At 47.3% G+C, this 16,890-nt stretch carries 13 protein-coding genes and 1 rRNA gene; 5 read left to right on the top strand and 9 right to left on the bottom strand.

Going from position 1 to position 16,890, the window contains the following annotated elements; translation table 11 throughout:
* The 5 genes from rrf to CWI81_RS12175 all read left to right on the top strand — a co-directional run.
* A 5S ribosomal RNA gene (gene rrf / locus CWI81_RS12155) occupies positions 1-109 on the top strand; the annotation flags it as partial.
* Between the two features lie 279 nt (positions 110-388).
* On the top strand, positions 389-1,390 hold the full coding sequence (gene murB / locus CWI81_RS12160) for a UDP-N-acetylmuramate dehydrogenase (protein WP_126785591.1): 1,002 nt from the start codon (positions 389-391) through the stop codon (positions 1,388-1,390).
* Positions 1,387-2,370, top strand: coding sequence for a bifunctional biotin--[acetyl-CoA-carboxylase] ligase/biotin operon repressor BirA (gene birA / locus CWI81_RS12165; protein WP_126785592.1), 984 nt, complete (start codon positions 1,387-1,389; stop codon positions 2,368-2,370). The genes murB and birA overlap by 4 nt, the downstream gene beginning before the upstream one ends.
* Positions 2,370-3,140, top strand: coding sequence for a type III pantothenate kinase (locus CWI81_RS12170; protein ID WP_126785593.1), 771 nt, complete (start codon positions 2,370-2,372; stop codon positions 3,138-3,140). Before birA ends, CWI81_RS12170 begins: the two co-directional genes overlap by 1 nt.
* A 19-nt stretch (positions 3,141-3,159) precedes the next feature.
* Entirely contained in the window at positions 3,160-3,798 is a 639-nt protein-coding gene (locus CWI81_RS12175) for a tetratricopeptide repeat protein (RefSeq protein WP_126785594.1), read from the top strand.
* A 30-nt stretch (positions 3,799-3,828) separates the two neighbouring features.
* On the opposite strand, the gene nspC is transcribed toward CWI81_RS12175, so the two are convergent.
* From nspC to CWI81_RS12220, 9 genes are all read right to left on the bottom strand, one after another.
* On the bottom strand, positions 3,829-4,962 hold the full coding sequence (gene nspC, locus CWI81_RS12180; protein ID WP_126785595.1) for a carboxynorspermidine decarboxylase: 1,134 nt from the start codon (positions 4,960-4,962) through the stop codon (positions 3,829-3,831).
* 2 nt (positions 4,963-4,964) lie between these two features.
* Positions 4,965-6,164: a saccharopine dehydrogenase family protein gene (locus CWI81_RS12185; protein ID WP_126785596.1), complete on the bottom strand. Its 1,200-nt coding sequence runs from the start codon at positions 6,162-6,164 to the stop codon at positions 4,965-4,967.
* Positions 6,165-6,249: 85 nt separating this feature from the next.
* Positions 6,250-8,406: a prolyl oligopeptidase family serine peptidase gene (locus CWI81_RS12190; protein WP_126785597.1), complete on the bottom strand. Its 2,157-nt coding sequence runs from the start codon at positions 8,404-8,406 to the stop codon at positions 6,250-6,252.
* 87 nt (positions 8,407-8,493) lie between these two features.
* Positions 8,494-10,242, bottom strand: coding sequence for a GNAT family N-acetyltransferase (locus tag CWI81_RS12195; protein ID WP_126785598.1), 1,749 nt, complete (start codon positions 10,240-10,242; stop codon positions 8,494-8,496).
* Positions 10,242-11,666, bottom strand: coding sequence for a sodium-dependent transporter (locus CWI81_RS12200; RefSeq protein WP_126785599.1), 1,425 nt, complete (start codon positions 11,664-11,666; stop codon positions 10,242-10,244). The genes CWI81_RS12195 and CWI81_RS12200 overlap by 1 nt, the downstream gene beginning before the upstream one ends.
* 142 nt (positions 11,667-11,808) lie before the next feature.
* A complete protein-coding gene (gene zapE / locus CWI81_RS12205; RefSeq protein WP_126785600.1) occupies positions 11,809-12,870 on the bottom strand; it encodes a cell division protein ZapE in 1,062 nt (353 codons plus the stop codon).
* A 53-nt stretch (positions 12,871-12,923) separates the two neighbouring features.
* Entirely contained in the window at positions 12,924-13,775 is an 852-nt protein-coding gene (gene trxA, locus CWI81_RS12210) for a thioredoxin (RefSeq protein WP_126785601.1), read from the bottom strand.
* Positions 13,776-13,874: 99 nt separating this feature from the next.
* A complete protein-coding gene (locus tag CWI81_RS12215; RefSeq protein ID WP_126785602.1) occupies positions 13,875-15,245 on the bottom strand; it encodes an aldehyde dehydrogenase family protein in 1,371 nt (456 codons plus the stop codon).
* The gene (locus CWI81_RS12220; protein ID WP_276567855.1) at positions 15,242-16,699 is read right to left on the bottom strand and encodes an NAD-dependent succinate-semialdehyde dehydrogenase; all 1,458 of its coding nucleotides are present in this window, start codon (positions 16,697-16,699) and stop codon (positions 15,242-15,244) included. The genes CWI81_RS12215 and CWI81_RS12220 overlap by 4 nt, the downstream gene beginning before the upstream one ends.
* Positions 16,700-16,890 lie beyond the last annotated feature (191 nt).

Genomic DNA, 16,890 nt, shown 5'->3' on the forward strand with positions numbered 1-16,890 from the left:
GCCATAGCGGTATGGCACCACCTGGCTCCATCCCGAACCCAGTAGTGAAACATACCAGCGCCGATGGTAGTGTGGGGTCTCCCCATGTGAGAGTAGGACACCGCCAGACTTCAAATTAAGAAGCCCCAAGCTAACGCTCGGGGCTTTTTTTATGCCCGTCGGCAAGCCAACGGGTACCCACGATATGAACGATATCCCGGAGCCCGAAAATATCGATTTTTGAACACCGATTGGTGTTAAATGCTCGGATGTCCATGGCTACCGGAAATCCCTTCATATCGTAGGTAGCCTTCGGCTTGCCGAAGGGGCGAATGTTCAATGGTGTCCCTGATAGCTAGATCCGTAGGGTCCGTGGTACAATTTTCGTATCATTAGTTTGGATTTTGCTATGAGCGTCGATCTACAACCTTTACACACATTCCGATTACCGAGTCGTGGATTACGTCTATTAAAGATACGTAATGCTGAAGACGTGCAACAATTAGCGGATATTGAACGATATATTATTCTCGCCGACGGTAGTAACACATTGTTTTTGGAAGACTATGATGGGGTTGTGGTACAGCCGGAATTCTATGGAATTGAGATTAAGGAACAAGAAGCTCATTTTGAGATAACTGTTGGTGCATCTGAAAACTGGCATCAGTTAGTCGTTTTTTGTTTAGACAAAGGCATTTTCGGCCTCGAAAATCTTGCTTTAATTCCAGGTAGTGTTGGCGCGGCCCCGGTGCAGAATATTGGTGCTTACGGTGTTGAGGTTTGTGATTTTATAGACTCCGTTGAATGCATTGACTTAGACAGTGGAAACCCAATTACCTTAACCAATGAGCAATGCCAATTCTCATACCGCGACAGCTTGTTTAAACGAAACCCCGAACGTTGGTTGATCAGCAAAGTTCATTTTGTCATCAACAAAGACTGGCAACCTAACCTTAAATATCCTGCGCTTACGGCGCTACCGGACAACGCCACAGCAAAGCGAGTGTTCGAACATGTGGTTGCGACTCGACAAAGCAAACTTCCGGATCCTATAGACATACCGAATGCAGGAAGTTTTTTTAAAAATCCAGTGGTTAGTGTTGAGAAGTTGGAAGAGTTGCAATCGATTTGGCCAGATATCGTTTATTTTAAAACGACAGGTGGAATTAAATTAGCCGCTGGTTGGCTTATTGAGCAGCTTGGGTTAAAGGGTTTACAAGTAGGGGCTGCGTCGGTACACACTCAACAAGCTTTGGTCTTAGTTAATAACGGATCAGCGACAGGTAACGATGTATTAGCGCTCTGCCGACACGTGCAACAACAGATACAACAGCAATGTGGTATCGAGCTTGAGCCCGAAGTTAGGTTAATAGGCCACGAGGGTCTAAAACAGGAACTGTATCCAAAGTGACGCGACAAGAAAATTTTCGAATTAATGATGTACTCGAATTATTGGCCGATGGTGGGTTTCACTCCGGACAAAAGCTGGGTGAGGCACTTGGCGTTAGTCGTGCTGCGGTCAATCAACACGTACACAAGCTGATTGAGTTGGGCGTGGATATTTACTCGGTACAAGGTAAGGGTTATCGCTTAGCCAAGCCGATAGAGCTATTGCAGCTGCACAAAATTGCTTCGGCAGCCAAAGTCGATCCTCAGCGGATCGCAGTGAAGCCAGTTGTCGGCTCTACTAATGATGAGATTAAAAATGACCTGCTGAGTGTTACCTTGAACCCCGGTTATGGGTTGTTTTCCGAAGCGCAAACGGCAGGACGAGGCAGGCGCGGGAAAAGTTGGCATTCGCCTTTTGGCAGTAATCTTTATATTAGTATCTATTGGCCTCTTAACGAGGGCATAAACCGCGCTATGGGCCTCAGTCTAGCCGTAGGTATTGCGGTCGCGGAAGGTTTGATTGAACTGGGTATGGAAGACGTCGGTCTTAAATGGCCAAACGATGTTTATGTTGCGGGCCATAAAATTGCCGGTATTCTGGTGGATATAGAGTCGTGTTACGATGGATCTGCAAGTTGCGTTATCGGTATAGGTGTAAATGTAAACATGCCAGATAGCGTTGGCCAAAAGATTGATCAATTATGGACAGACGTTGCAAAACAGCTCACCGGGCAATGGTCGCGTAATGAAATTGCCGGGGTTATCTACCGACATGTGATAGAACAATTAACCTTGTTTTCGGCGGAGGGTCTGGAAACTATGCGTAAGCGCTGGGCAGAGTTGGATGTTTTTATCAATAGATCAGTAAAGCTGTTAATGGGCGAAAGGATTGTTCAGGGAACCTGTCGGGGCATTGATGAAAATGGTGCGATCCTTATTGAAAGCGACAACAATATTGTGCGGTATTTTGGTGGCGAAATATCTCTCAGGGCAGCGACTTAATGCTATTAATTGACAACGGTAACACGCGTACAAAATTCGCTGTCTATAGCGACGGAAAACTGTGCTTTGAGGATAAAATCGTGAACTCAGAGTTGAGTTCAGCTATGACTCCTGCCTGGCTAAGAAAAATAGCGGATGTTCGTGGGGCTAGAGAGCGTTGTTTCGGATGCAGCGTCGGCGAAAAGCAGTCCGCGTTATTTATCGAACAGCGGCTACAAAACTATGTAGGGCCAATCACCTGGTTACACACCGAGCGCCATTTTGGCGGTATACAAAATGCTTATGGTGACGACTATTATCGACTGGGAGCTGATCGATGGTTTGCGTTAGTTGGTTATCGTAACCTGGCCCGCGATAATGCGGTAATTATAGATGCAGGTACCGCATTGACCATTGACTGGCTTGAGGCCAGCGGAAATCACCTTGGCGGGTGGATTGTTCCGGGTAGACGTTTAATGCAGGAATCTATGCATAATGGCACCGCGAACCTTAACGAACAACTTACCGAAGAATGCTATCGACAGCCTGCAACCTCTACTCAACAGGCGATGAGTTACGGTGCCCATTACGCCTTGGTCGGCGCTATTGCACAAGCGTTGAGCGCATCAGCAGAACTGTTTGCTAATAAACCCTACTCAGTAGTGGTTACCGGTGGCGATGGGGAACGCTTAGTAAAGTCATTACAGACAGTGCAATCAATTAATTATTGCCGTATTGATGACTTAGTATTTAAGGGTTTGGCTGTCGCTGCCGATAACCTTGATAACTAGGTTAAGCAGGAACTAGACAATGACATTGGCGCGTACCTCAATTTTGGCAGGCAGCTTGGTTTTGGCAGGCTGGCATCAATCAGCACTGGCACAGGAAGAAGAGTTGGAAGCCGTGCAGTTATATAGTGATGAACGCTTGGTTGAAATGTTTGAGGCTAATACTCACCTGCGCCAAGTAGAGGACGTTGATCGTTGCCAGCTGGTTATGGATATAGAGGCTCAAGCGGAGCTGGAACGTCGTCCAACCTACCAGTTTTTATATGGCGATATGCTGGCTCAGGGAGTCTGCTACGAACAAGACGTTGAACTTGGCCTGCACTATATGAAAATAGCCGCTGATCAAGGGCTTGTTCAGGCGTTAGAGCAACTTGGACGATACTACCATGAAGGTAAGTTAGTTCAGCCTGACACTGAGCGTGCGATTCTTTATCTGCGTGAAGCTGCGTCACTTGGCAATCTTACAGCGCAGAAACGCTTTGCTGATATTATGTTAGCCGGAAATGGCAGTCCGTATGACTTTACGCACGCCTATCACTGGCTGCACAATTCGGTAACCGGTGACGACCAGGAGCATGCCGCAATTGAGCAGCGGCTTGATGCGTTGGCGAAGCTGATGCCCGAGTCGGCGATAGAAAAAGCCCGGCAACCTGTTTTATAACCGGGCTAGTCGTTATTTATTGCGGCAACTTTAGGATAGACGGTTTCGAAAGTCCTGGTAAGTAAATTGGCGAACACAGTCGAACTCGCCAGTTTCTCGTAGAATCCCAATAGCGGGATGTTGTACACCATTAAAGAAACTGGTCTTAACCATGGTGTAATGCATCATATCTTCAAATACTAAACGGTCACCAACCGCCAATGGCTGGTCAAAGCTGTAGGTGCCAATGACGTCACCTGCCAGGCAGCTATTACCGCCCAAACGGTACACAAATGGTTTGTCATTGGGGAGGCCTGCCCCTGTGATCTCCGGACGATATGGCATTTCCAGAACATCTGGCATGTGGGCTGTGGCAGAAATATCAAGTAACGCAATCTTTCCGTCATTTTCCACCACATCAACAACTTCGCAAATTAATGGCCCAGTTCGCCAGGCGACCGCGGATCCAGGCTCGAGAATAATCTTAAGGTCATACCGATCGGCTAGTGAACGGAGCAGTTCTATTAGGTGCTCAACATCATATCCTTCGCGCGTCATTAGGTGACCACCACCTAAATTAAGCCATTTCACCTGCTTGAGGTAGTTGCCAAAACGTTTCTCGACCGCAGCCAGGGTACGCTCTAAAGCATAGGAATCACATTCGCAGAGATTGTGTACATGTAAACCTTCCACACCGGTTAAATCAACTCCCTCGAGGCTGGATGCCCTTACGCCAAGGCGTGAGCCCGGAGCACTTGGGTCATAAAGCTCTGTATCGGCCTCTTGATGTTCTGGGTTGATTCGTAAACCGACAGATACCCCAGCAGCCTGGGCCTGTTCGCGATAGCGTTGCCACTGGCTTAAGCTATTAAATGAAATATGGTTAACGAGAGGTATTAGCTCATCAATATCCTGTTGCTTATAGGCCGGAGCATACGCATGCACCTCGCGGGCAAATTCTTTTGCAGCGAGTTCTGCTTCCCATACAGAGCTAGCAGTACAGCCTTTAAGGTATTCGCGGATGATCGGAAAAGCCGACCACATCGAAAAGCCTTTAAGCGCCAAAATAATATCGGCGCCGCTTTGTTGTTGTACTCGCTCCATTAACTGCAAGTTTTTCCGCAGTAAGCCCTCATCTAAAACGTAACAAGGCGAAGGAATAGAGGATGAGCTGTAGTTAGCCATAATTATTTACCAAACGGTTGGTCACATTCCATGACCTGCCAGGGTAGTCCATATTGGTTTAACCGTTTCATAAACTCGTCAGGATCGAACTGTTCCATGTTCCATACGCCTGGCTGCATCCACTCTCCCTGCAACATCATAGAAGCTGCAATCATGGCCGGAACACCCGTGGTGTAAGATACTGCCTGAGCGCCCACCTCTTTGTTGGTTTCTGCGTGGTCACAGTTGTTGTAAACGAAAATAGTTTTCTGTTGACCGTCTTTAACGCCAGTGACGTAGCTACCGATACAGGTTTTACCGGTATATCCCTCAGCTAGTGAACCGGGGTTTGGTAACACGGCTTTTAAAAACTCGAGAGGAACAATTTCCTGGCCCTGAAATTTAACCGGTTGAATAGACGTCATGCCGACGTTCTCCAACACTCTCAGGTGAGTAAGGTATTCATCACCAAAGGTCATCCAAAAGCGCGCACGCTTAAGCGTTGGAAAGTGTTTAACCAAAGATTCAAGTTCTTCGTGGAAGAGTAGATAAGATGGGCGAACACCTACGTTCGGGTAGTCTAAATCTTTGCGAACACTGATTGGATCGGTTTCGTGCCATTCACCGTTTTCCCAGAATTTACCGCGTTGGGTAATCTCGCGGATATTAATTTCTGGGTTAAAGTTGGTGGCAAATGCCTGACCGTGATCGCCACCGTTACAATCGACGATATCGAGATAGTGAATTTCGTCAAAATAGTGCTTAGCGGCATAAGCTGTGAACACGTTGGTGACACCCGGGTCAAAACCGGCTCCCAGCAGTGCCATTAAACCTTGCTCTTTAAAGCGTTCTTGGTAGGCCCACTGCCAGGAGTACTCAAATTTAGCTTCATCTTTCGGTTCATAGTTGGCGGTATCCAGATAATGTACGCCAGTCTCCAGGCAGGCATCCATAATTGGTAGATCCTGATAGGGCAAAGCGACATTAATAACCAACGATGGTTTTACTTTGCGGATTAAGTCGGCAACTTTTGCTGCATCGTCCGCATCAACCTGATAAACACCAACCACCCGATCTTTACCGGCGGTTTCCTGCAGTGCTTCACACTTTGAAAGTGTACGGCTTGCTAAGTGAATTTCGGAAAAAACTTCGGGTAACTTAGCACATTTTTGAACGACTACACCGGCGACGCCACCAGCGCCAATAACTAAAACTTTTGACATAAAACCAACCTTTTAGGCGATTGAAATTGAACGTATTAATGTGGCGAAAGATAGCACATTTTTGCGAAACCATCATTGCCAACCTTTATTCGGCCGGCAATTTTTTTAACCAGTCGACGCCAAGCTGGTTAAGTGCAAAGCTCCATTGTTTGCTGGTTTGCTCAATTTCCATCCAGGTAGGGTTTTTAGTTCCGTGCCCTGCATCTTTGGCAATATCTAAGATGATTGGCTGCGGGCAGCCTTGAGCGTACTGTAACTGAGCCGCAAATTTATAGCTGTGCCAGGGTGCTACTCGCTGGTCTTGCAGGCCGGTACTGATCAAGGTAGCGGGATAACACTGACCGTATGTCACGTTGTGTAAGGGGGAGTATGCGTAGAGAGTTCTGAAGTCATTGTCATTACTACTAATACCAAATTCATTTTGCCACCCCAGCGCGTTCGAATTGGCCGTGTGATAGCGCAGCATGTCGTATAGACCGACTTCCGGCAGCGCCGCCGCAAACAATCCTGGATAACGGGTCATGGCTGCAGCCACAATCAGGCCGCCATGGCCACGCCCGTGAATGGCCAGCTTGTCGCTAGCGGTATAATCGTTGTCTATTAACCAACGGGCAGCGGCGACAAAATCTTCGACAGCGACAGTTTTACGATGCTTAACAGCTGCCTGATGCCAGCCGCTACCGAACTCGCCGCCTCCCCTGATATTAGGGATCGCGAGTACGCCCCCCAGTTCCAGCCAAGCCATAAATTCTGCGTGATAGGCTGGTGTTAAAGATTGGCCAAAACCACCGTACCCGTGCAATAAAGTCGGATTTTTTCCATTTAGCAGAGTGTCTTTGGCAGACACCAGAAACATTGGAATGCGAGTACCGTCGTTAGCGCGATAAACCACTTGTTGAGTCTGGTAACGCTCCGGATCTACTGGTAATGGTTCGTCGCGCCACAAGCTGGTGTGTTGGTCGGCAACGTGATAGCGATAAATTTTCCCCGGTTGGGTAAAGCTGGAAAATTTAAAGAAGGTTTGTTTAGCACTGGTATCGCCGTTAAATCCTGAAATGGTTCCTAGCCCGGGTAACGCTAGTTCGCGTAAAAACTTGCCTGATAAATCAAAAGTAATAAGGCGTGAATGGGCGTCATCTAAATAGTGGGCGAAAATTTGCTGGCCAATAATTGAAGCTGATTGCAGCTTGTAATCTTGCGCGGCAACGACTTGCTCACTGGCTTGCCAGTTATCTGCTGAAACTCGAATGATTTGACCCAGACCGCCATCGGCTACGCTGTGAAAATATAAATGTCCGTCATAGCTAGCGAGATATTGATGATTGCCGACTTGCTGCTCTAAAATCAACTGAAAAGGACGCTTGGTTTTATTTAATGGTCGAATATAAAACGCGTTGCGGGTAGGACCTTGTTGAACCCTCAACATTAGGTATTTACCGTCGGAGCTGACTTCGGGATAAGGGTTTTCTCCCGGGTGTTCGGTAATTTCTGTTACCTGAATATCACTGTGCTGGTCACTGTTTAATGAATGATAATAGACTTCGACGGATTCTTGATCGTCGTAACCATTATCAGTTTTCGGATAGCGGCTATAATAAAACCCTTTACTATCAGGGTACCAACTGATGTTGGTAAATTTGGTGCCGGTTATTGCTTCATCCAATAATTGCTGCCGGTTTAGATCTTTAATTCGCCAAGTTTTCCAGTCCGTTCCATTGGACGATAACGCATACGCCAAATACCTACCGTTGGGTGATACACTAAAGTCAACCATCGCTGTAAGCCCTGTCGGATCGATTGCATTTGGATCTACCGCGATTTTAGGTGCTGCGTTGAGGTCTTCCTGTAGATACAAAATAGGCTGGTTTTGCAGCCCATTATTGCGTAAATAAAAGATTTTTCCGCCACGCTCAATCGGTGCCGTTGTTTGTTCCACATTCCACAGCTCGGCCAGACGCTCCTTGATAAATCGGTTGGCTGAAAGTTGTTGCAGGTAGTTGTCGGCAAACTTAGTCTGCGCAGAAGTCCACTGACTGACACTAGCCTTGTGACCCGCCTCTAGCCAGCGATACGGTTCTTCAACCGCGATACCGTGATAGTTTTGGCTGTGCTGCTGGCGTTCCGTCTGCGGATACGCATAGCCCTGGTCGAGTTTGGGTTCAGCCTCTGGTGGGGACTGGGTGGAACAGGCGGTTAACAATAAACTAAAGGTTAAAGCGACACGGCGGTTAAGCTGTTTCATGATACTGAAGCCTGATTAAGTAATGGAATGAAGTTAGCATAATTGCTCACCTGGTCTGAATGCTCTTTACCCTTTGTTAACGTTATTTTAACCTAGCTGCTGGCGAAGTACATCGGTAAGTTGCTGACGACTTTCCACATTCAGTTGCTGCTTTAATTCTGCCAGCGGTAATGGTGACTGACGAAATAACTTTTTGATGTTGGTCGGCAACACGGATTGCGATGATAGCGAGAATTGCGCGGATGCGATGCTCAAACGACCGCTGATAAAGCCATTGAGAACATCTTGCATCACCGAGTCATCGGCTATTATTGGTGAGCTGTCAGCAACAAGCCACTGCAGCTCAGCGTTGCCGTAAGCCGTTAATTCCGACCACTGCGTTTCTAACTGGTTACACAGCCTCTGACCCATAAGCATTGGATGACGAGCACTGACGCGGTCAACGGCAGTACTAATGCGCAGTGGTTGATAGTTATTTTGTTGCCAGAAGGCGTAAAGCGATGACTCGAACCCAAAGCTTGTGCCGATAAAGCCACAACGACGACTCTGTGCCCATTCTTTAGCCTGGCTAAGTAATTGAGAGCCAACTCTTTGGCGGCGACAATTTATCGCGACGGCAACCCGGACAACGCGACACCATTGCTGCGCCATTGCCCAGCGTTGCTGTAGAAAGTAGCCGAGTGCCTGCGGTAGTAAATTACCCTTAGGTCGCCGTTTCCCGTGCATAACAGGATCGAGTAAATCCTCTGCTAAGGGACCTTCTAACGCCAGCCAGGCAACGCCAATAACTTGCTGGCCATGGTAGTTAATTAGTAGCCACTGGTTTGGGTCATCAAGCAGTAGCGCCAGGTCGTTGGGGCTGCTCTGATAGTGAGCTTCCAGCAGTAGCTCAAACGCCTGGTGAAGGTGCGCTTCGGGCAGTTCACTTGCGTGAAACACGCCATTTTCAAATGGGCCGGGCAATGTCTGCGGGGCTGGCTTGAGTAGCAGCGCGTTGCTTAGCCAGCTTTCTAGAGGGTCACCCTCCGGCCAGCGGATCGGCTGGTGTAGCTGGTGCTGTTTTACCCGTTGATAACGCTTACACACCCAATCTCGAAAATGCACAGCAAAACCACGTCCGCAGCCTTCGTAGCCATTAACGGTGGTGGCTAAGATCCAGGGAGTGTATTTATCACAAAGCTTTTGTGTGGCCCATAGTGGAATTCCTGCTGCCTCGTCAATAACTAGCAGTGCGTCGCTGGGCTGGCTGTCTAGCAATTTATCCCAGGCAACGAAGGTTGCGTTATCGGCGATGTTTAACAGAACCTTCGCATTAGCGCGCCGGGGCGCCGTAATCAATACTGATGTTTGGTTGTCAGCTTTCGCTAACAGCTGCTTAACCGCAGTACCCACAATATGGCTTTTACCCCGGCCCCGATCAGCAATGAGCAGATGAGTAGTTTTAGTATCGGTGAGTTGTTCTAATACTGCGGTTTGTGCCGCTGTAGGTAGTTCGGGCAGAGACGCTGTGAGAGCTGTTGGTGTAGGTTGCCAATGATTGATTAAACGCTGCAACATAACGGAGCGTTGCTCGCCGACTAGCAAACTGAGTTGGCCACCGGCTACTACTGTTCCGCATAATGCGGCAATGGCGTCTACGTGCAGCTGCTGGCGACAATCAATGATCACGTGTTTAAATTCGTGACCCAGATAATCCCGGTATCGGCTTAATGCTGCGTCCGCAGTTTTTGATTGGTCAGAGAGGAATAAACGACTTGAGCAACGAACCGGCAGCGATTGCTGCCAGTTCGCAGTATGCTCAACAACTTCTAATTGTCGATACAGTGGCTGTGTCATTAAAACAAGGCATATTGAGGCCCAAAGAACTTGGCTAGCACAGTATTAATAAACACGACCGCTAAAATAAACGGAATAAAAGTACTGATAGAGAAACGAACATACTTAGCCAGAAGGGTGGATGGGTAAGCATGGTTCCCGTGCGTAAGTTCTTGCTCAAGGCCTTTATTGCGCCAGTGCAACCAAACAAACAGACAAATTAGTAATCCGTTTAACGGTAAAATGGTGTCGTAAAAGACATCATAGATAACATCGAATACCGATTTTGACTGGCCGGCATAGCTGACGAACTCAGTAAACGCCGGAATAAAGCCGAATGAGGTTGCTGCGATAATGGTCAAAATAGAGTTAGCGATGACCATAAACAATAGCGCTTTTTTACGACTAACCTTTTTCTGCTCAATGATAGCTGCTGTTGGTACTTCCAAAATAGAAACCAGTGACGTAATTGCAGCAATAAAGGTCAACAAGAAGAAAATAGAAGCAGCAATGCTGGCGCCTACATAGCCAACAGAACTTTGTAGCTCCATAAAAATTTGTGGGAAGAAAGAGAATATCATTCCGACTGAGGATTCACTCAGTTCTGCCGGGTTAGTATCAGGATTTATCGCGAAAATTGCCGGTAAGGTCATCAGGCCAGCAGTAAAAGCCACGGCAGTATCGGTTAGCGCTACCAATTTACCCGAGGTAACAATATCGTCTGAGCGGCTAAAGTAAGAGCCATAAGTAATCAGAATTCCCATCCCTAATGAGAGCGAGAAGAACGCTTGAGATAAAGCACCACTTACTACTGAGCCGTCAATCTTGCTAAAATCTGGAACTAGATAAAATTCTACACCAAGAGCTGCATTGTCCAATGATAGAACAAAAATAACCAACAAAATCAGCATTACAAAAAGAGCGGGCATCAAAAATTTTGCCGCCTTTTCGATACCCTGACGAACACCGCCCAATAATATCACGTTAATGATGACGGTTACGGCGACCAGGAAACCAATAAACCAGTAGTCATTGACGAATTCGGTAAAGTAACCCGGTTGAGCGAGTTGGTCGAGGTTGCCGGTTACGGCGTAAAATAAGTAGCCAAAAATCCAAACCGTGATAACCATGTAAAATATGGCAATCATGAATGGCGTTAGTACCGCAAGAAAGCCTGCCAGGCTCCATATTTTTTTACCGTTGCCAAGGCTTAGGTATGAGCCCAGAGGATTCTTTTGCGCATGTCGGCCAACGCCCATTTCAGCCAACATGATCGGCACACAGATAAAGGCGACAAACAGTGCATAAATTAATAAAAACGCACCACCACCATTTTTGGTGGCAGCCACCGGAAAGCCAACTAAGTTTCCGATTCCTACCGCTGAACCAGCGGCGGCCAGAATAAAGCCTATTTTAGAGCTAAATTGATCACGTTGCTCGCTCATGGTTTTCCTTTTTTAGTCATTATTATTATCAGGCGACAGACTCGCTGCGCGGAAAATTCCAGCAATCCTAGCAAGGGGCTTGCAGGTCGGCAAGCATGGGCTGACTGTTTATGCGTTGAAAGGTGTAAATATTTCGCTCAGTTTACCAATTTTGCATTTCTATGAGGCGGGATATACTGCGCTGAAATGGGAACTTGAGCAATTCTGCTTGGTACAGTTGTTCGATGTCTGTGGCCGCGGAAATAATAAGTAGACAGCCACGGTCGTAACACTCATCCACTAATGCAATAAAACGGCGGGCTTCGTTATCAAGATGGCTTAAATGGGGCAGGCTTTGGCGCTGATAGCCATCCTCGGTACCTTGCGTTGTTTGGTCTGAAGTCGTATAAGTGAACGCTGGAACATTGAGTAGCACTAGACTCTGATAGCGACCCGCCAGTTCCATATAGTCTCGTTGACTGCGGGGGCCGGAACAAAGCGCCCAAAAATCAAAGCCGATGACTTTATCATTTTTCCATAGACAAGGAACTTGCCGGTTCATCACGGTCTCGGATTCTGTGTTATCAAGTGCTCCAAAAAGTTGATTAGCCAGTTGACGCAGACTTTCTTGCTCGCCGTTAATAAAGTAGTAAGGAGTGCCGTTTTCATTTAAACGTCGATAATCAATACCTGAGTCGAGACTCATGATAAGACATTGCTGCTCAATTAGTTGGATAAAAGGTTCGAATCGATGCCTGGCGAGCCCACCACGATAAAGTTCCTTCGGCGGTGTGTTGGATGTCGTTACTAGAACGACATCACGGGCAAATAATTCAGACCAGAGCGTGGCTAGTATCATGGCATCACCAATATCCTCGACAATGAATTCGTCAAGGCAGATCACCCGATATTGGTGTGCCCAGTCGTCGGCAAGCGCTTGCATGGGGTTAGCAAGACCTTGCAGCTCGTTTAATTGGCGGTGAACGCGCTGCATAAAGTGGTGATAATGTAGGCGGATTTTGGCCGTTGTTGCTATCTGTTGCTCAAATAAATCCATTAGCATCGATTTACCGCGTCCAACAGGACCGTATAAATAAAAGCTCTTGGTTGTCTCTTGCCGCTCGATTTTAGGGCATAAAGCGGTTAACGCTTCCCATGCCTTTAATTGCTGAGAATCGTGGATTAACTGTTTCTGCTCGAGCAGTTGCTGATAACTTTGCTGCATAAAAAAACGGCCGGCAGAGGGTGCCGGCCAAACTAGTAGCTAGTGAACAGCCATTAATACATCATGCTGTAAAGAATTCTACGCGCCTTCGACGCCAGCGGATCACCATCAGGCAGTGCGTTGATAATATCCATGGCGTAACGTTTTGCGTCGGCATTTGCCGGTTCCTTACGTAGCACAGTAAACGCGTGATCCAGAGCCTCTTCGTCTCGGTGTGCCTGCTGTAATTGCAGTGCAAGTTTAAGTCGTAATTCGTGATCGTCAGGGCTCTTCTCAACCTGTTCTTGCAGGGCTCGTAGCTCTGGTGAGTCAGCTGCCTCAGCAGCTAATTCTATTTTACTAAGGATACGTTGGTAATCGTTATCGTGCTCGACCATAGGGATTGTGGCAACGAGCTCCCGCGCCTGCTCTAAACGACCGTTATCAACTGCCGCTTCGGCGAGAAGCTTCAGCGCTTGCATATTGTTACCGTCAATATCGTACGCCTGTTTCGCAAAAGTGTACGCATCAGCGGCGCTACTTTCGGCCATCGCCTGTTGTGCCTTTTTAATAAGCTCGTCGGCGGGACCCGGTAAATGTTGGCTAAGCATCTCTTTGATTTCAGCTTCGGATTTTACGCCGGTAAAGCTATCAATCGGCTGACCGTCTTTAAACAACGCTACGGTTGGCAGACTGCGGATACCAAATTGCATTGCCAGTTCCTGCTGCTCATCGCAATTTATTTTGGCCAGGGTGACTTGTTCCGGGTATTGGCTGGCAATACGCTCTAAGGTAGGCATCAATTGTTTGCAGGACTCACACCAATCCGCCCAAAAGTCGATAATGACGAGTTTTTCCTGGGAGCCTTCTAACAGAACTTGTTGAAAGTTTTGAATAGTTACGTCGACAATATTTTCGGCAGCCATAGTTGGCGCGTGCTCCTTTTAATTCGTTTGGTATTAATCAGTGACTAACTGAGATATGCAGGCACTAAAACGGAAATTCAATGGTTGGAAGTTAAGAGATTAACTAAACCAACCCAACACCTTGTCTTTTAGGCGGCTATAGGGAGGATAACGCAGCGCGATATCAAGCATAAATCGGCGTGTCATTACGGGTTTTAAATGACTAAAGGTGTCAAAACCCCAGCGCCCGTGATACCGGCCCATGCCGCTGCGGCCAACACCACCAAAGGGGAGCTTAGGATTAAGCATAAACATTAGAGTATCGTTGTAGCAAACATTACCGGCGGAAACCTGTTCGGTAAACTGACGTAATAACCGTTTGTTTTTGGTAAACGCATAGAGAGCTAATGGTTTTGGCTTTTTCTGAATAATGCTAATAGCTTCAGCGGCTGAAGATATTGTAACAATCGGTAAAATGGGGCCGAATATTTCTTCTGTTAACAAAGGGTGCTCAGGGTCGACTGAGTCCACCAATGTTGGAGATATATAGCGCTCACGCTTAGAATAGTCGCCGCCGTATAGGATATTTTGCTGATCAAGCATATCGACCAGTCGTTGCCAATGTTGCTGGTGAATAATACGGCCATAATCGTCACTGTTTTGTGGCTCGTCGCCGTAAAACTCAGTAATTGCTACGCGCATGGCAGTAACTAGTTGCTCTTTGACGGAGTCTTCTACCAGTAGGTAATCTGGAGCGATACAGGTTTGTCCTGTATTGAGGAATTTACCCCAGACAATACGCCTCGCTGCTATTTGGATATCGCTATCTGCAAGCACCACTGCGGGACTCTTTCCGCCTAACTCCAGAGTTACAGGGGTTAGGTTCTGTGCAGCAGAGGCTAAAATTGAGCGTGCTGCCCGCTCGCCCCCAGTGTAAAAAATATGGTCAAACGGTAATTCGGTTAATTGCTGCGAAGTTTCTACGGCACCGGTAATGACTGTATAGGCTGAGCTGTCGAGATAGTTGTTTAAATGCTTATGCATTACCTCAGCGGTTACTGGAGCATGTTCGGACGGCTTCACAACCGCACAGTTGCCAGCAGCTATCGCTGCGATTAAAGGGGCTAGCAAAAGCTGCACTGGATAATTCCAGGCTCCCAATATTAGAACAGTGCCTAATGGTTCTGGTATTAATTCGCTACGAGCGGGCCAGGCCAATAATGGTGTCGGAACACGTCGCGGTCGGTTCCAGTGGTTGAGGTAACTGATTGTGTGCTTAATGTCTGACAGTAAAAACTGTAACTCGGTTAATTGAGCTTCACTCGGGTGTTTACCGAGATCTTGTTGCAGAGCATCTAGCAGTTCTTGTTGATGATTGATTAAAAATTGCTTTAAGTTATTAAGTTGCTGTTTACGCCAAGCCACCGGGCGCGTTAGCCCGGTGCGAAAAGTGTGATTTAGGTCTGTTAACAGGTGTTGATGGGTCTTCATCCAAGTCCGCCAAGGGTAACCGTTTTAATTTCCAGGTACTCATCTATACCGTATTTTGACCCTTCTCGTCCAACACCGGATTCTTTAATTCCGCCAAACGGATTATAGGCATGCGAAATTCCGCCAGTGTTAACACCAACCATGCCGTACTCTAACGCTTCGCTGACTCTAAATATACGGGCCGTGTCTTTAGCGGCAAAGTAAGAAGCTAAGCCAAACGGCGTGTTGTTCGCTTTGTCGATAGCCTCTTGTTCGGTTTCAAAGGTGCTGATTGCAACAACTGGACCGAAGATCTCTTCGCTATCAATTTCCATTTCTTCGGTAACGCCGCTCAATACCGTTGGTGCGTAAAACAAATCTCCGATATCTGTCAGCACGTGGCCACCGGTTTCGACAGTAGCTCCGTCTGATTTAGCGCCAACAACAAGCCGTTGGACTTTATCAACTGCGTCCTGGTCAATTAGCGGTCCTAGCTCCACGCCTTCCTGATCGCCAGGGCCAACTTTTAGGGCACTGACTTTGCTTGTGATGGCTTTAACAAACTCGTCTTTGACGGATTCATGCACTATAACGCGGTTAGCCGCAATACAAGTTTGGCCACCGTTACGGAATTTACAGGCCATTAGCTGTTCAGCTGCTGCGTCGATATCAGCATCCTCAAATACGATAAAGGGTGCGTTGCCACCTAACTCGAGAGATATTTTTTTGACGTTCTCTGAGCACTGCTGCATAAGTATTTTACCAACCCCGGTGGAGCCGGTAAACGACAGCTTACGTACTTGCGGCGAGGTTGCCAGAATCTTGCCAACAGTTTTCGCGTCACTGGTGGGGATTAGATTAATAACACCATCAGGAATGCCCACTTCACTGGCAAGTTGAGCCAGCGCTAAACTCGACAGTGGTGTCAATTGTGGCGGCTTGACCACTATTGTACAGCCGGCAGCCAGAGCAGGTGCGATCTTACGGGTGATCATAGCATTGGGGAAATTCCACGGTGTGATAGCCGCACAAACCCCGATTGGCTGCTTCATCACAAAAACGCGTTTACTGTTATCAGCAACAGGCAAGATGTCACCATCAATACGCTCGGCCTCACTGGCGAACCAGTCGACAAAGCTGGCGCCATATTCAACTTCGCCGGCTGCTTCGGCAACGGGCTTACCTTGTTCGGCGCTCATTAATTCCGCAAGAGCTTGCTTATTATCCATCATGGCCTGATACCATTTACGCAATAGGTCACTGCGTTCTTTAGCGGTTTTTTTCGACCATTTTTTTAATGCCGTTTCCGCGACGTTTATCGCCCGGCGCGTAAGTTCTTCGTCGGCGTCGGAGACTTCGGTAATCAGTTCACCAGTAGCTGGATTGGTAACTTTAAAACGGTTGTCTGTCGGGACCCAGTGACCCTCAATAAAACAATCCTTTTTTGTAAGCGATGACATAGAATGCGCTGACATAGTGCCTCCTTAAAATAAGTATCTATAACAATGTAGGCAATAAATCGGCTAATGGTTCAACTTTTTCGTAAAAAGCCTTCGCTTGTTGAAACTTTGGCCTAATAAACCAAATTAAGTTGTAATTTACGCAGAAATGCGTAGAATGCGCACTTCTTCAAGGAAATCCGCTTACATCAGTGATAGACACTGAG

It is taken from the genome of Idiomarina seosinensis (assembly GCF_003987275.1).
Lineage (GTDB): Bacteria > Pseudomonadota > Gammaproteobacteria > Enterobacterales > Alteromonadaceae > Idiomarina > Idiomarina seosinensis.

Bases quoted from the DNA above. Each gene is read 5' to 3' on its own strand.
- CWI81_RS12175 (WP_126785594.1), top strand. From the start codon at position 3,160: ATGACATTGGCGCGTACCTCAATTTTGGCAGGCAGCTTGGTTTTGGCA.
- CWI81_RS12195 (WP_126785598.1), bottom strand. From the start codon at position 10,242: ATGACACAGCCACTGTATCGACAATTAGAAGTTGTTGAGCATACTGCG.
- CWI81_RS12200 (WP_126785599.1), bottom strand. From the start codon at position 11,666: ATGAGCGAGCAACGTGATCAATTTAGCTCTAAAATAGGCTTTATTCTG.
- CWI81_RS12190 (WP_126785597.1), bottom strand. From the start codon at position 8,406: ATGAAACAGCTTAACCGCCGTGTCGCTTTAACCTTTAGTTTATTGTTA.
- murB (WP_126785591.1), top strand. From the start codon at position 389: ATGAGCGTCGATCTACAACCTTTACACACATTCCGATTACCGAGTCGT.
- CWI81_RS12170 (WP_126785593.1), top strand. From the start codon at position 2,370: ATGCTATTAATTGACAACGGTAACACGCGTACAAAATTCGCTGTCTAT.
- CWI81_RS12185 (WP_126785596.1), bottom strand. From the start codon at position 6,164: ATGTCAAAAGTTTTAGTTATTGGCGCTGGTGGCGTCGCCGGTGTAGTC.
- trxA (WP_126785601.1), bottom strand. From the start codon at position 13,775: ATGGCTGCCGAAAATATTGTCGACGTAACTATTCAAAACTTTCAACAA.
- zapE (WP_126785600.1), bottom strand. From the start codon at position 12,870: ATGCAGCAAAGTTATCAGCAACTGCTCGAGCAGAAACAGTTAATCCAC.
- CWI81_RS12215 (WP_126785602.1), bottom strand. From the start codon at position 15,245: ATGAAGACCCATCAACACCTGTTAACAGACCTAAATCACACTTTTCGC.
- CWI81_RS12220 (WP_276567855.1), bottom strand. From the start codon at position 16,699: ATGTCAGCGCATTCTATGTCATCGCTTACAAAAAAGGATTGTTTTATT.
- nspC (WP_126785595.1), bottom strand. From the start codon at position 4,962: ATGGCTAACTACAGCTCATCCTCTATTCCTTCGCCTTGTTACGTTTTA.